Consider the following 16136-nt stretch of genomic DNA (forward strand, 5'->3'; position numbering starts at 1 on the left):
TTCAACGCTGCTCGGCGGGTATCGTCTGATAGGGCGATAGGAAGCGAGAGACGGTCGAAAGATGATGCCGGGTATGCTAGCCGTCAGATTGCCAAACCACAAAAACGTTCAACTCGAGCGGGGTCTGACAAGAGAAATCTTTAGATGCAAACTACAAAGGTAAGTGCGTAACGCAGTATCGTCAAATTAGCACGCCTGACCAGCGGCGTCCAGCAGTGGCGAAAAAATTCACCACTGCGGAACAGAGCGCGTTGCGCTTACGCCAGATTGGCGTTCAGGAACTCTTTCAGCTGGCCTTTAGACAGCGCACCCACTTTAGTTGCCGCCACTTCGCCGTTTTTAAACAGCAGCAGGGTCGGAATACCACGGATGCCATACTTTGGCGCGGTACCTGGGTTCTCATCAATGTTCAGCTTGGCGATGGTAAGCTTACCGTCGTACTCTTCAGCAACTTCATCAAGGATCGGGGCGATCATTTTGCAAGGACCACACCATTCAGCCCAGAAGTCAACCAGGGTAACACCCTCGGCTTTCAGCACGTCAGTATCGAAACTGTCATCGGTGAGGTGAACGATTTTATCGCTGCTCATGTTTAACTCCAAAGATTATGCCTGGCGAATTGGCGTAAAATATACCAACGTTGGTTAACTTTATTTCATCGGATACGCTTTCGTAAAGCGATAGTAAGCTGATATTCTACCACACTATGAGCAAAACACACTTAACCGAACAGAAGTTTTCCGACTTCGCCCTGCACCCTCAGGTCGTGGAAGCCCTTGATACTAAAGGCTTTCAGCATTGCACGCCTATTCAGGCGCTCGCACTGCCTTTTGCGCTTTCAGGGCGTGATGTTGCGGGTCAGGCGCAAACCGGTACCGGCAAAACGATGGCGTTTCTGACGTCAACGTTTCATTATCTTCTTTCTCACCCTGCTGCTGAAGGGCGTCAGGTTAATCAGCCGCGTGCGCTGATCATGGCCCCTACGCGTGAGCTGGCCGTACAGATTCACGCCGATGCGGAGCCGCTGGCCAAAGTCACCGGCCTGAAAATGGGGCTGGCTTACGGCGGCGATGGCTATGACAAACAGCTTAAAGTGCTCGCTGACGGTGTCGACATCCTGGTAGGCACTACCGGACGTCTGATTGATTACGCCAAGCAGAATCATGTGAACCTGGGTGCCATTCAGGTTGTGGTGCTGGATGAAGCCGATCGCATGTTCGATCTCGGCTTTATTAAAGATATTCGCTGGCTATTCCGCCGCATGCCACCTGCCACGCAGCGTCTGAGCATGCTGTTTTCCGCGACGCTCTCTTATCGCGTCCGGGAACTGGCGTTTGAGCATATGAATAACGCGGAATATGTCGAAGTGGAACCGGAACAGAAAACCGGCCACCGCATTAAAGAAGAGCTCTTCTATCCATCTAATGAAGAGAAAATGCGTCTGCTGCAGACGCTGATTGAAGAAGAGTGGCCAGATCGCGCCATCATCTTTGCTAACACCAAGTACCGCTGTGAAGATATCTGGGGCCATCTGGCCGCCGATGGTCATCGCGTGGGTCTGCTGACCGGCGATGTCCCGCAGAAAAAGCGCCTGCGCATTCTGGATGATTTTACCAAAGGCGACGTGGATATTCTGGTGGCAACAGATGTGGCAGCGCGCGGTCTGCATATTCCGGCCGTGACGCACGTCTTTAACTATGACCTGCCGGACGATCGCGAAGATTATGTTCACCGTATTGGTCGTACCGGCCGTGCCGGTGCCAGCGGGCACTCTATCAGCCTCGCGTGCGAAGAGTATGCGCTTAACCTGCCTGCGATTGAGGAGTATATCGGTCACGGCATTCCGGTAAGCAAATACAACAGCGAAGCGCTGCTCAGCGATCTGCCACCGGCAAAACGTCTGCAGCGGAACCGCACCGGCAACGGTCAGCGCCGCGGCGGTAATAACAGTAATCGCCGGAGCAGTGCGCCCCGTAACCATAACCGTAAACGCTCAGGTTAACCCTACATGCTAAGCGCATCATCACTCTATGCAGCGATCGACCTCGGGTCTAACAGCTTTCATATGCTGGTGGTGCGTGAAGTTTCCGGCACTATTCAGACCGTTGCGCGCATCAAGCGCAAAGTCCGGCTGGCAGCAGGACTCAATGCTGACAGCGAACTCTCTGCTGAGGCGATGCAGCGCGGCTGGCAGTGCCTGAAACTGTTTTCGGAACAGCTGCAGGATATCCCGCCAGAGCAGATCCGCGTGGTGGCGACCGCCACGCTGCGCATCGCGCGCAATGCGCCAGCCTTTCTGACCACTGCTGAAGCGATCCTTGGCTGTCCGGTCAATGTTATCAGCGGTGAGGAAGAAGCGCGCCTGATCTATCAGGGCGTGGCCCATACGACCGGCGGCTCCGACCAGCGTCTGGTCGTCGATATTGGCGGGGGCAGCACCGAGCTGGTTACCGGTGAAGGCTCGCATGCAACCACCCTGTTCAGCCTCTCAATGGGCTGCGTCACCTGGCTGGAGCGTTTTTTCAGCAATCGCCATCTGACGCAGGAAAATTTTGATCGGGCAGAGCAGGCAGCGCGCGACATGCTGCAACCGGTGGCAGGCGCGCTGCGTGAAAAAGGGTGGCAGGTCTGCGTCGGTGCGTCCGGTACCGTTCAGGCCCTGCAGGAGATCATGGTGGCGCAGGGGATGGATGAGCGTATCACCCTGAGTAAACTGCAGCAGCTCAGGCAGCGTGCTATTCAGTGTGGCAAGCTGGAAGAGCTGGAGATTGAAGGCCTGACGCTGGAGCGGGCACTGGTCTTTCCCAGCGGCCTGTCGATTCTCATCGCGATTTTCAATGAGCTTAACATTGACAGCATGACGCTGGCAGGCGGTGCGCTGCGCGAAGGTCTGGTGTATGGCATGCTGCATCTGCCGATCAATCGCGATATCCGCAGCCGTACCCTGCACAATGTGCAGCGCCGTTTTTCTATTGATGTGGAACAGGCCGCGCGGGTACAGCAGCTGGCTGAAGGATTTTTTCGTCAGGTCAGCCAGAGCTGGAAGCTTGATCAGCGCTGCCGCGATCTGCTGTTAAGCGCCTGTGCCGTACATGAAATTGGCCTGAGCGTTGATTTTCGTCAGGCTCCCCGGCACGCTGCTTATCTGATCCGCCATCTTGATCTGCCGGGCTTTACGCCCGCACAGAAAAAAGTGCTCGCCTGTTTGCTGCAGAACCAGAGCGGCAGTATCGACCTGGCCCTGCTGGCTCAGCAAAATGCGGTGCCGCCGCGTACGGCCGAGCGTTTAAGCCGCCTGCTGCGCCTGGCGATCATCTTCTCCACGCGCCGTCGTGACGATACGCTCCCGGCGGTACGCTTACTGGCAGAAGAGGATGCGCTGCACCTGACGCTGCCGGCGGGCTGGCTGGAGGCGCATCCGCTGCGCGCCGAGCTGCTGGAGCAGGAGAGCCACTACCAGTCATACGTGCACTGGCTTCTGACCTTCTCCTGATGGCGTAACAACTGCCATCACTTTTTTGCATTTGCCAGCATTGCACGCAAACCGGCAACCCGGGTTTGCCCGGTTTTTACGCGCTCTTCTGCGCTCACCACTTTTTTCTCACGCTCCCACTCAACGTCATCCTGCGGCAGTTCCAGTAAAAAACGACTGGGTTCAGGACGAACCAGTTCGCCATACTGACGGCGCTCCCGGCAGAGGGTAAAGGTCAGCTCTTTCTGCGCGCGCGTAATGCCCACATAGGCGAGACGCCGCTCCTCTTCAATGTTGTTCTCATCAATGCTGCTCTGGTGCGGCAATAGCCCCTCTTCCATGCCTACCAGATAGACATAGGGAAATTCCAGCCCTTTTGATGCGTGCAGCGTCATCAGCTGAACCTGGTCGAGATCTTCATCACTTTCCCCCCGCTCCATCATATCGCGCAGGGTAAAGCGCGTAACAACCTGCGCCAGCGTCATGGGTTCATTCAGCTCATCACCTTCGAGCATTTCTGTCATCCACTGAAACAGCGTATTGACGTTTTTCATCCGCATCTCTGCGGCTTTCGGGCTGCCGGAGGTCTCAAACAGCCAGCTTTGATAATCGATGCCGCGGATCAGGTCACGCACCGCAGTGATCGGCTCACGTTCAGTCAGCTGCACAATCTCATTCAGCCAGTGCGTAAAACGCTGCAGATGCTCCAGGCCGCGTCCGCTCAGCGTCTGAGTCAGCCCCATGTCAAAACTGGCATGAAACAGGCTCTTGTTACGCAGCGTGGCCCACTCACCCAGCTTCTGCAGCGTAGCCGGTCCGATTTCACGACGCGGCGTATTCACAATACGCAGAAACGCGCTGTCGTCGTCCTGGTTGGTCAGCACGCGCAGGTAGGCCAGCAGATCCTTGATCTCCGGACGCGAAAAGAACGAGGTGCCACCGGAAATACGATAGGGAATGCGGTTTTGCATCAGCAGCTTTTCAAACACGCGCGACTGGTGATTACCGCGATAGAGAATGGCGTAATCTTTATACTGCGTGCGGTTAATGAAGTGATGCGCAATCAGCTCGCCGGTCACGCGCTCCGCTTCATGATCTTCATTATTCGCGCTCAGCACTTTCAACGACTCGCCCACGCCCAGTTCGGAAAAGAGACGCTTTTCAAACACGTGCGGGTTATTGGCGATCAGAATGTTAGCCGCTTTGAGAATACGCTGCGAAGAGCGATAGTTCTGCTCCAGCTTGACCACCTCCAGCGCCGGAAAATCCTCTTTCAGCAGTACGAGGTTTTGCGGACGCGCCCCGCGCCAGGAGTAAATAGACTGATCGTCATCGCCCACCACGGTGAATCGCGCGCGCGGCCCCACCAGCAGTTTTACCAGCTCATACTGGCTGGTGTTGGTATCCTGATACTCATCCACCAGCAGATAGCGAATACGCTGCTGCCAGCGCTCCCGTACCGCCTCATTACGCTGCAGCAGCAGCGTAGGCAGCAGGATGAGATCGTCAAAATCGAGCACGTTGCAGGATTTCAGATGCTGATCATAAAGCTGATAGCAGTGCGCAAATATCTGGTCGCGCTGAGATTTTGCTATCGCAGCGGCACCCTGCGGATCGATCAGATCGTTTTTCCAGTTAGAGATCGTGGCAATCAGCTGCTGCAGCTGCGTTTTATCCTCTTCCAGCCACTGGCTGGTCAGCTCTTTCAGCAGCGCCAGCTGATCCTGATCGTCAAACAGCGAAAAGCTCGACTTCATGCCCAGCGCGGCATATTCACGCTTGATAATCTCCAGCCCCAGCGTATGAAAGGTTGAAATCATCAGGCCGCGCGCCTCTTTACGTCCCAGCGTTTGCGCCACGCGCTCTTTCATTTCGCGCGACGCCTTATTGGTAAACGTGACCGCTGCGATGTGGCGCGCCTGATAGCCGCATTCGCGGATCAGGTGAGCAATTTTATTGGTAATGACGCGGGTTTTACCGGAACCTGCCCCCGCCAGCACCAGGCAGGGGCCGGTGACAAATTCGACAGCACGTTGTTGGCCGGGGTTTAAACGCATAACGTAATTTCACTCAACAAATTCAATTTCAGGGATGATCCCCTTAAATAAATCGAATTGCAGGCAGGCGGCAAGTGGATGAGTCTTCGGGAGCTTACCAGGGTAAGTGACCGGAGCGAGCTTGCGCGGCCAGCACATCTGCAATTTGAAGTATGACGGGGATATAATGCGTCGCACATTATACATAACGGGAAAGCATCATGGCGAAAACCGCAGCAGCTTTACATATCCTCGTGAAAGAGGAAGCGCAGGCGAAAGCCCTGCTGGCGCAGCTGGAAAAAGGGGGCAACTTTCAGCAGCTGGCAAAAAAACATTCAACCTGCCCGTCCGGCCGCAACGGCGGAGATTTAGGGGAGTTTCGTCAGGGGCAGATGGTACCGGCTTTTGATAAGGCGGTTTTTACCTGTCCGCTGCTGAAGCCTTACGGACCGGTAAAAACCGCGTTTGGTTACCACATCATTAAGGTGCTGTGGCGCAATTAATCACTTCTGACTCTTCATCTGCTGCAGCACATTGCTGCACTGATTGTCGTCCGTGTCGCTGGGTGAAATCAGGGCCAGCAGTGCGGCGGCCGGCGCCACAACAGCACCCAGCGCCACGGCCGCTGCACCGCGCGCAATCAGCGGCCCCGTTTTTACTCCGGCATCCGGATTTTTAAAGGTTCCGCGCACGTAGAGCGGAGAACGCAGCGTGATAATGCGAATGCCTTTACTCTCCGGATTCACCGACAGATCGAGCCGCTCGTTAGCAAAGTTCACGTTGCCGGTAACGTTGATCACCGCATTTTCGGTGTCGAACACAAACAGGCGCGGCGTTGCCACCCCCTGGCGCAGCGTCAGATCGGTGGCGGCACAGTTGATGCGCACTTCATCATCACCAAACAGTTTACCCACCACATAGTTTCCGACGTTAAGCCCGGCAATTTCCATCAGGCTGCGGCTGATCAGGCCGTTGTTCATCAGCAGCCGCAGCTGGCCGTTGCTGCTGCCCAGCAGAGCGGCAACCGAATTACCGGTACCACTTAACGTTGCGTCTCCGTTGAGCTGGCCCAGACTGCGCTGCATCGCGGTTACATCAGGAAACAGCTGGCGCAGCTGCAGCTTACGCGCGTGCAGATCGGCCCGGCCGCGCATGGGCGAGCGACTGCCCTCCAGCCGGATAGTGGTATTAATATTGCCGCCGGCCATACCAAAGCGCAGCGGATCAAGCAGCAGATCGCCTTTTTCCAGCGTCAGATGCGTGTAGAGATCGCTGAGCGGCAGCTTACTGCTGTGTTCAATGCGCTTGCCGCTAAACTTCACATCGGCATCCATCGCGTCCCAGCTTTTGGTCTCAAACTTATCGTAAGGCAGTACACGATCGGCTGGCTGCGTGGCGGCTTCACCACGCTGCGCCTTCGCCCGCGCCGTTTTCTCGCTGCCTTTACCGGAATCAACACCAATCAGCGGGCCAAGATCGGCCATGCGCAGCTGACGTGAAGTCAGCTCACCGCTCAGCTTCGGCCGGGGTTTGCCCTGACGATAGGTGAGTGACCCGTGAATATCACTGTCACCGATGTGACCATTGAATTTTTCATAGCGAAACAGCGCGCCCTTTGCATCATTAAAGCGGGCCGTGAGATGGCCATCCGTTTCATAAGGCGGGGTATCAGGCAGCAGCACGCCGGTTAAGCCATAAAGACTGGCCAGCGTATCGCCGGAAAAACGCAGGCGCACATCCAGCCCGCCCAGGTTCAGCGGATCCTGCAGCGTGCCTTCCAGCCTCACCCGCGTGGTGCCGTTACGCACATCTGCCTGCAGCGGAAACGGCGTGGTTTTACTGCGCAGTGAGAGCATGCCACCAATTCTGCCTTCGCCGGAAAGCGGCTGCTGGTTATAGGTGCCTTTCGCCTGCCAGCCAAAAACAAAATCGCTGGCACCTTTTTGCTTATCATCGCCGCCGGTGACCTGGGCATAAGGCACGGGTTTACCGAGGGAGTTGATATTTACCGTGACATCGGCTTTGTTGATCGCATCGCGGTAGCGCAGCTGCCCCTGATCAAACAGAATGTTATCCATCCGGAACGACCAGGCAGAAGGAGCGGCGTCGGCTTTGCTGTTTTCACTGCTGGCGAGCGTAAATGTCCAGTTGTTCTTTTTGCTGGCGAGCTGTATCAGGCGCGCGTCAGGCTGCTGCAGTTTAATCCATGGCAGGTAGATCTCTTTATGCAGCAACGCCAGGGGTGCCAGCGTCGCATCAACGCGCTGCAGATGTACCATGGTGACGTCAGGAATGTCGGGGGGATTGCCCAGCATGATATCTTCAGCGTGAACCTGCGGCCAGGGGATCCAGCTGCGCCAGCCCGGCTCAGCGCGGTTACGCGCCCAGTGCACGCCAAGATCGCCGCGTATAGCGAAGGGACGGTTCAGCTCTGCTGAGACTTTCTGGTTGATGGTTGGTTTCAGGCGGTTCCAGTCAAAGGTGGCTATTACCACAACCAGTACCACGATCAGTAGCAACAGAATACCGGCTACCCAGCTGGCAGCTTTTCCCGTGCGAGTCATGCTTTTTCCTCCTTGTTCCCACGTCTCATTAAAGATAGTCGAGACGCGGCGTAACAACATCAGAGAAGCATTAACGGCAGAGACTCCAGCTGGCTGAAAGGCAGCGGACGGGAGAAAAAGTATCCCTGTGCCGCAATAGCGGGTGAAGATTGCACCTGACGCCACTCCTCTTCAGTTTCCACGCCTTCCACTATAACGCCATTGCAGTAACGGTTGATAAGCATCAGCAGCGTTGAGAAAAGGACCCGCCCCTCTTCTGACGCACGCAGCAGCATAAAGAGCTCACGGGACAATTTGATATAGTCATAGCGCAGCTCGGTGAGCGCGGAAAAATTTGCCATGCCGGAGCCAAAATCATCCAGCCATAGCGGCCCCAGTTCCGGCATCTGTGCCACCATCTCTTCCTGCGGCAGCGCATGATGCTCAGTCAGTTCAAAACGCACCCACGGCAGCCGGCCGATCAGCGTCCGGAGATCCGGATGCTGCTGTATCGCCAGCAGCGTCGGCCCATCAATATTGACCGATGCCACCAGCTGATGGCGGATGAAAAAGCGGGAACACGTCAACAGCAGAGAGAGTTGTTCATGTACCACATCCAGCCGCTGCTCTGTCGACAGCGCAGCAAAGTAGTTTTCCGGTGAAAGCCGCTTTTCCGGCATAGCGGCGTGCGTGACAGCGGTCAGCAGCTCAATCGCCAGCAGGCGGCCGGTTATCTGATAAATGGGCTGAAAAGTATAAGTCCGCTGACACTGCTGCCAGGAAAACGAAATGTCCGGTTGGGTATATTCGGGAGAAGCGGGCAGCCGGTGTCCAAAATTTTTCATCACCATGGTTTTTTCCTGGTCGGTGGTGAGTGCCTGCAGAAAGCAACCCGGCGGCAAGTATCGGCTGGTTCCTGGATAACTTTATCGCTTTGTGCAGCCATATAGGGCGTCGAGTCTAACAGCGCGCCTCTGGCTTAATCGCAGAAATAGAGGATGCTTTGTCTGCTAAATCGTCACCAGATGGCCCTTTAAAAGACTTAAGGCAAACTACGTCGCTCAAGACGCAGCCGCCGGAAGGGTTCGGAAAAAGGCGCAGAGAGGCGTCATTTTCTGCTGCATTTTTCTATAACAGATTTGCCTTAACACTCTGTTTTATCCCCTTCATTGCGCTTAGGGCTTTTCTTTTATCTTTTGCACGCTCGTTGTGATACGCACACATTATTCTTCCTAAACATAACCCTTTAAATTCAGTGCATTAAAAGCCAGATCCTGCCAGCCAGGCATAGTCTGATTCTGCCTGACTTACTGTTTTTCGGCTGGACGACAAACTGAAATAAGGCCATCTTTTAATCAATAACAGCAGGACGCTGTTCCTTCGGCCGCAGAAAAACAACGACTATATGCCCTGCTCAGGACAGATTTATGCACACAGAAATTATCAATATCTGGCCATCCGGTGATGCGCCAGGTGCCAGTGACTCCCGCGCTCAGCCGCAGATTGTCGACCTGGCTAAAGAGTATGAACCTTACGATCGCGCAGCAACCGGCGTGCGCTGTCCGGAAATGGCCATCTGGTATCCGGAAACCTCTAACGGTATTACTCTGCTGGTAGCACCGGGCGGCGGTTACCAGCGGGTACTGATCGATCGTGAAGGCAGCGCGCTGGCAACGTTTTTTACCTCGATGGGTTATACGCTGGCCGTCATGACATATCGCCTGCCGTATGACGGGCATCATGAAGGCGCAGATGCGCCGCTGGCCGATGCCCAGCGGGCGGTCCGCGTGCTGCGCGAACGGGCGCAGCAGGGGAAAAACGGTAAATATATTGTGATGACGGGCTTTTCTGCGGGCGGGCACGTCGCTGCCTCGCTGGGAACGCGGTTTAACGAGAAGCTCTATCCGGTACAGGATCGCAGCGATGCGCTCTCACCACGTCCCGATGCTATGGTGCTGATCTACCCGATTATCAGTATGCGTGACGGTCTGGCGCATGAAAGTTCACGTACGCGCCTGCTGGGTGCCTGGCCGGATCAGAAAACTATCGATGCCTATTCGCTGGAGACGCGCGTTCATGCGCAGACGCCGCCAGCGCTGCTGATCCATGCGGCTGATGATGAAGCGGTTTCCGTTAACCACAGCATGCTGTTTTTTAGCGCGCTGCGTGAGCATAAAATTCCGGCGGAGATCCATTTTTATCAGAAGGGCGGGCACGGTTTTGGTATTCGCGGCGTGGCCGATCTGCCCCTGGCGAGCTGGCCAATGCTGGTTACCGAATGGCTGCGGGCGAAAACCTGACGTTATTCCCGTCCCGTGCACGCATTAACCCGGGCGCCATTAATGGCGCCCCTACGGGAGTTTCATTGCAGGGGGCGCATTTATGCGCCCCGGGTTGGGGCTGGCAACCGGGCGCCATGAATGCCGCCCCTGCGGGGGGTCATTGTAGGGGGCGCATTTATGCGCCCCGGGTTGGGGCGGGTGCCGTTAATGGCGTCATCACATCCCGTGCGCGCATTAACCCGGGCGCCATTAATGGCGCCCCTGCGGGGGGTTCATTGCAGGGGGCGCATTTATGCGCCCCGGGTTGGGGCGGATGCCATTAATGGCGTCATCACGTCCCGTGCGCGCATTAACCCGGGTGCCATTAATGGCGCCCCTGCGGGAGTTTCATTGCAGGGGGCGCATTTATGCGCCCCGGGTTGGGGCGGGTGCCTCAGGAGGCAGGAATGGCCGGGTCGGCGCTGATTTCTGCTTTACTGCTCTCTTCTGTTGCCGGTGCTGCAGGCGCATCGGGCACCGTCATCACCTTGTTCCAGCTCTCCTGCAACATCTTCACATTGGTCTCTGCTTCGCCCTGCGGCTGGATCAGTACCATCGTCAGCTCCTGCGTCAGCTGCTGACGCAGTTCCTGGTTGAGCTGCTCGCGCGTTAACTCACTCAGAAAAGACTGACGCAGTTTCTGATACTGCTCAGGAGCAATATCCACCACTGCATTCTGCTGAGAGCGCAGACGCTGCCCCATCAGAATATCGGTATCCGTGCGGGCGTAGGTCGTAAACAGCTTATTCAGCTCCAGCAGCTTCTGCGCCATAAGCGCATCAAATTCATCCTGCGGCAGCCCTTTATCGCGAACCACGGCCAGCGCTTTCGCAATCTGATTCATATTTTGCGGCAGTGAGGCATTGGGACTTTCCATATTGATGGAGCACTGCGCACGCTGATAAAGCACGCGACAGTCAAAGCCGACCTGCACATTTTGCGCTTTATTGTCTGCAAGCGCGCGCTGCACATGCCAGAACAGCGCTTCACGCGCCAGATCGCTCTGCCAGTAGCGTTGCAGATACTGCGATTCGCGAATCGGCTGCCAGGCCGTATCCCACACCAGCGACAGCCGATCCTGCGCCAGAGAGCCATCAACCAGATTAACCGGCTGATGCGGCAGCGGTGCCAGCGTCGGCAGCGGTGCCGGCGTATCGCGTTTTCCTTTCAGCGCTGAGAAGGTCTTGCCAATCTGCTCCGTGATACTGCGGCTGTCGACATTGCCGACGACATAGAGCGTCATATTATCTGGCGTATACCACTGCTGGTAAAAGCTGTTCAGCTGGGCAGAATCGACCGGTGCGCGTGGCGCTTCACCAGGGTCATGCGCCAGCATGGTTGAGCCTTTCAGGCGATAGCGCCACCAGACATCCTGCGTATTGGGTGGCCAGGTGGCGATGGGATCGGTAGCGCTTAAAGCCGTTGTGACCACCTGCTCATTAATACTCATTTTACCTGCGGTCGCGGCCAGCCAGTTTAAGGCTTCTTTAAGCAGTTCTGGCCGGTTATTGGGCAGACTGAGATTGTACTGGGTGTAGTCGTATGACGAGATCGCGGGTGGCAGCGGACGCTGCGGATCCATCGCCTGCTGCCACAGCGCGCGCTGCTGATTGGTATCCAGCGCGGTGTTATGCACCATCGCCAGGCGCGGTAACAGGTGACTGAAACCGGTCTGCTGTGCGCTCTCCACCAGCGAGCCGGTATTGACTACCAGACGAAGCTCAATGCGATCGCTGGGACGTTGTGGTGTGGTCAGCAGCTGCCAACTGAACCCATTGTCCAGTTTGCCCTCCTGCCAGGCGGGATCGGGCTGAAGTGTTTCGGCCTGCGCGCCGAAACCGGTCGCTGCAAGCAGCAAGCCGCCAACCAAAAGCCGAATTCTGGTGCCCTGCATGTGAACCCCTAATCAAACAGATAAACGCTCGTTAGCGCGGACTGACTGGCCACCGGGAAAGCGGCCCGCACGGCGTATTGCCGCCGCGTTTATTTAATGACAGTTCCTTTGACCACAAGATGGCCAGGAAGTCGCGCAACGAGGAAAAAAATCGGGAAAAAAATCAACGGGGTTTATTATGCAAATGCCCGCTGTCAGGGCAAGTGACAGCGGGCATTTAATCAGAAATTAACGCAAATTGAGGATTATGCGCCGGTATGAGAGACGTGATTGACCTTTTTCGCTGAAGAAAGCGTCTCTTTCAGCTGGTTTTCATCCAGCTGGCCCACCCATTTAGCCACCACCACCGTGGCCACGCCGTTACCTACCAGGTTGGTCAGCGCGCGCGCTTCGGACATAAAGCGGTCGATGCCCAGAATCAGCGCCAGACCCGCTACCGGCAGATGCCCTACCGCAGAGAGCGTCGCGGCCAGAACAATAAAGCCGCTTCCGGTAACGCCGGCCGCCCCTTTAGAGGAGAGCAGCAGAACCACCAGCAGGGTGATCTGATGGACAATGTCCATATGGGCGTTGGTTGCCTGCGCAATAAACACAGCAGCCATGGTCAGATAGATTGAGGTGCCATCCAGATTGAACGAGTAGCCCGTCGGAATGACCAGCCCTACTACCGATTTCTTACAGCCGAGGCGCTCCATTTTATCCAGCATGCGCGGCAGCGCTGATTCAGACGATGAAGTGCCCAGCACAATCAGCAGCTCTTCTTTGATATAGCCGATAAACTTAAAGATGTTAAAGCCAGCCCAGCGTGCAATCGCGCCCAGCACGATCACCACAAAGAGGATACAGGTGATATAGAAACAGATGATCAGCTGGCCGAGCTGCACCAGCGAGCCGACACCATATTTACCGATAGTGAAGGCCATGGCACCAAATGCACCGATAGGTGCCAGACGCATGATCATGTTAATCACGCCAAAGATCACTTTTGAGAAGCTTTCAATAACGTTGAACATCACGGTGCCGGCGCTGCCGAGGCGATGCAGCGCGAAGCCAAACAGAATAGCGAACAGCAGTACCTGCAGAATGTTGCCGCTGGCAAATGCACCGATGACGCTGCCCGGGATGATATCAAGCAGGAACGCGATCACACCCTGCTGTTCTGCCTGCTGTGCATAGACAGCCACGGCTTTCGCATCGAGGGTAGCCGGATCCACGTTCATTCCAGCGCCAGGCTGAACCACGTTTACCACGACCAGCCCGATTAGCAGCGCGATAGTACTGACGATTTCAAAATAGAGCAGCGCGACTGCGCCGGTGCGCCCAACGGCTTTCATGCTCTCCATGCCGGCGATACCGGTCACCACCGTACAGAAGATCACGGGGGCGATGATCATCTTGATCAGCTTTACAAAACCATCACCAAGCGGCTTCATTTGCGCGCCCAATTCCGGATAGTAATGGCCTAACAGAACGCCGATGCCGATGGCAACCAGCACCTGAAAATAGAGGCTTTTAAACAGTTTCATAACAGGTGTCCAGGTAGAGACGGCATTCACCGCCTGTGTCAGGGAGAAACGCATGCGGCAAGCCGCCTGAGCGCGTAAAACCTTACCGATGAATTGAAAATAACACCCTGTTAACAGGATGAGTATCCCCTGACATTCCTTACAAAAGTTACAAAACTCTAACTATGAACTGAAACGCTTCAGCTAGCGCTGTGCCGCGGTTTCTGCAGAACAATCAATTGATAAGGTCACTATCACGGGTGTGAATAGCGCTGCAGCCAGCCCTGCTCAAAGGTCGTAAGCGGCAGGGCTTCAGCGTACAGGTAGCCCTGACCGATAGTGATGCCACGCGCCAGCAGCCAGTCGCGCTGCTCGGCCGTTTCAACGCCTTCCGCTACCACATCAGCATCCACAATCTTTGCCACGGCGGCCACAATGCGCACCATGGTGTCATCATCCGGCAGCGCGGCAACAAAGCTGCGATCCATCTTCAGCTTATTCACCGGTAACGCTTTAAACTGATGCAGATAATTGAGATTACAGTAACCCATACCAAAATCGTCCAGCGCGACGGCAACCCCGGTCTGCTGCAGCGCGCGCAGCAGCGCCATCGCCTGTTCTGCGTCGCCTATCCCGGCGGTTTCGGTCACTTCCAGTACTAACGATCCCGCCCGGATGCGATGCCGCTCCAGCAGGCTCTGCAGATGAGCCACCATGCCGCTGTCGCGCAGCTGGACGGCTGAAATATTCACGCTCAGCGGCAGCGTAATACCCCGTCGCTGCCAGCCGGCCAGAATACGGCACGCCTCTTCAAACACCCAGCGGCCGATGGCAGAAATCACACCAATCTCTTCCGCGCTGGCGATAAACTCTTCCGGCAGCCCGTAGCTGCCATCCGCCATGCGCATACGCAGCAGTGCTTCAGCACCCGCCAGCTCGCCGGTTGCCATGTTGAGCTGTGGCTGCAGATACAGCGCAAACTCGCCCTCCTGTAGCCCCTGCAGAATGTCATGCTCCTGGGTCAGCCGCTTTTGCGCCCGCTCAGTCAGTACCGGATCAAAGAACAGGATCTGATTTTTCCCCTGATGACGTGCTGACATCATGGCGGATGTCGCCCGATCCAGCTGCTCACGGGCAGAGCACAGGCTCTCATCAGAGAGTGACAGCCCGATACTGGCATTGGGTCGCAGCTGCAGCTGATACAGATTTACCGGCTGATTGATGCGCAGCATCAGGTTGCGCGCCAGGCGCATTGCGCGGAACGGGTTGTGCGCCCGCTTCAGCAGCAGCGCAAAATCGCTGAGGCCCGTCTGCGCCAGCAGGGTATGGTCATCAATCGTGCTGCGGATTTTCCCGACCAGCGTGAGCATCAGCGTATCGCGCTGCTCATCGCTCAGCACGCCGTTGGCTTCCTGCAGCGTTTCAATCCGAATAACCATGACGCTCCAGGGCTGCTGCCGGTGACGCTGCTGCAAATGCTGGTCGAGCAGCGCCAGAAACAGCGTGCGATTAGGCAGATCCGTCACGGCAAAATGGGTGGTCAGACGGCTCATCTCATCGTGAACAGACTCCAGCACCTGCTGATTACGGTTATAGCTGCGGATCAGCATGCCTATCTCATCATCACGGTGATTGCCGGGCAGCGTCAGCTTGTGTGTCAGAATGGCGGGCGGCGGCAGTTCCTGCAGCTCGCGTGAAATATCGCGCAGCGGATGCACAATCAGGCGGTTAATACACCAGCTGATCGCAACCGAAAGGATCAGCGCCATCAGCAGCCAGGTGGTGATCATGGTTGAGAGCGTGCTCAGCAAAAACTGATAAACGCGCGAGGAGTCCGCCTGAAGCACCAGATAGGCGATGGGTTTTGGCATGCCGCCCCGCTCAATCGCATACAGCGGCAGCGTGATCTGCACCGGCAGCTCAAACAGGCGGGCGACCAGACGCGGAACCGGCTTTTCCGGTGCGAAGTCGGCGTGCAGTGCCTGAAACGCATTGGGCAGCACAACATCCGCCCGCGACAGGATACCGGCGGGTTTGAGCGTGTTAAGAATATGTTCAGCCTGAGGAATGTCCGCTTTCAGCACCGCTTCTGAGAGTGGCTGGCGTACCGTGTGCGCCACATTCTCCATCTGCTGGGCGTAGTCAATCCTGCGCTGCTGCACAAAATGAAAAAGCTGGATAACGATAAAAATCGTGATCGTTACCAGCACAACCGCAGACACGGCTGCCATTTGCTTGATGGTTAATGAGCGACTGACGCGCAACAAAATCTCTCCCGGCCGCAATGCCGCCATAATCCGCAGTGATAGTAGCCTGAATGCGCAGCAAGTATATCCCAGGTCTCAGAGGTTGTACGTCGCGATAA

Annotated in this window: 11 protein-coding genes; 4 read left to right on the forward strand and 7 right to left on the reverse strand. The window is 56.1% G+C overall.

Going from position 1 to position 16136, the window contains the following annotated elements:
* Positions 1-257: 257 nt before the first annotated feature.
* The gene (trxA, locus tag B3041_RS06110) at positions 258-590 is read right to left on the reverse strand and encodes a thioredoxin TrxA (protein WP_039381699.1); all 333 of its coding nucleotides are present in this window, start codon (positions 588-590) and stop codon (positions 258-260) included.
* A gap of 116 nt (positions 591-706) precedes the next feature.
* Here trxA and rhlB point away from each other — a divergent pair, with 116 nt between their 5' ends.
* Together rhlB and ppx are read left to right on the forward strand one after the other, a co-directional pair.
* Positions 707-2002, forward strand: a complete 1296-nt coding sequence (gene rhlB / locus B3041_RS06115; RefSeq protein WP_065647820.1) for an ATP-dependent RNA helicase RhlB — start codon at positions 707-709, stop codon at positions 2000-2002.
* A gap of 6 nt (positions 2003-2008) precedes the next feature.
* Positions 2009-3493: an exopolyphosphatase gene (gene ppx, locus B3041_RS06120; RefSeq protein ID WP_065647821.1), complete on the forward strand. Its 1485-nt coding sequence runs from the start codon at positions 2009-2011 to the stop codon at positions 3491-3493.
* A 17-nt stretch (positions 3494-3510) separates the two neighbouring features.
* Here ppx and rep read toward each other — a convergent pair whose 3' ends face one another.
* Entirely contained in the window at positions 3511-5529 is a 2019-nt protein-coding gene (gene rep / locus B3041_RS06125; RefSeq protein ID WP_065647822.1) for a DNA helicase Rep, read from the reverse strand.
* 200 nt (positions 5530-5729) lie between these two features.
* Here rep and ppiC point away from each other — a divergent pair, with 200 nt between their 5' ends.
* Positions 5730-6011, forward strand: coding sequence for a peptidylprolyl isomerase PpiC (gene ppiC, locus B3041_RS06130; RefSeq protein ID WP_065647823.1), 282 nt, complete (start codon positions 5730-5732; stop codon positions 6009-6011).
* On the opposite strand, the gene B3041_RS06135 is transcribed toward ppiC, so the two are convergent.
* Positions 6012-8072, reverse strand: a complete 2061-nt coding sequence (locus tag B3041_RS06135) for an AsmA family protein (RefSeq protein WP_292970124.1) — start codon at positions 8070-8072, stop codon at positions 6012-6014.
* A 59-nt stretch (positions 8073-8131) separates the two neighbouring features.
* Positions 8132-8902: a cyclic-guanylate-specific phosphodiesterase gene (gene pdeH, locus B3041_RS06140; RefSeq protein ID WP_292970126.1), complete on the reverse strand. Its 771-nt coding sequence runs from the start codon at positions 8900-8902 to the stop codon at positions 8132-8134.
* Positions 8903-9478: 576 nt separating this feature from the next.
* Between pdeH and B3041_RS06145 the strand changes: the two genes are divergently transcribed.
* Positions 9479-10351 carry an alpha/beta hydrolase gene (locus B3041_RS06145; protein WP_292970128.1) on the forward strand — a complete coding sequence of 291 codons (873 nt, stop codon included), beginning with the start codon at positions 9479-9481 and terminating at the stop codon, positions 10349-10351.
* A 415-nt stretch (positions 10352-10766) separates the two neighbouring features.
* On the opposite strand, the gene B3041_RS06150 is transcribed toward B3041_RS06145, so the two are convergent.
* The 3 genes from B3041_RS06150 to hmsP form a co-directional block, all read right to left on the reverse strand.
* On the reverse strand, positions 10767-12266 hold the full coding sequence (locus B3041_RS06150) for a M16 family metallopeptidase (protein WP_065647826.1): 1500 nt from the start codon (positions 12264-12266) through the stop codon (positions 10767-10769).
* Between the two features lie 245 nt (positions 12267-12511).
* Positions 12512-13792, reverse strand: coding sequence for a dicarboxylate/amino acid:cation symporter (locus B3041_RS06155; RefSeq protein WP_065647923.1), 1281 nt, complete (start codon positions 13790-13792; stop codon positions 12512-12514).
* A gap of 233 nt (positions 13793-14025) precedes the next feature.
* Entirely contained in the window at positions 14026-16035 is a 2010-nt protein-coding gene (gene hmsP / locus B3041_RS06160; RefSeq protein WP_292970665.1) for a biofilm formation regulator HmsP, read from the reverse strand.
* Positions 16036-16136 lie beyond the last annotated feature (101 nt).

It is taken from the genome of Pantoea sp. UBA4549 (genome assembly GCF_002387285.1).
In the GTDB taxonomy this organism is placed as follows: domain Bacteria; phylum Pseudomonadota; class Gammaproteobacteria; order Enterobacterales; family Enterobacteriaceae; genus Pantoea; species Pantoea borealis.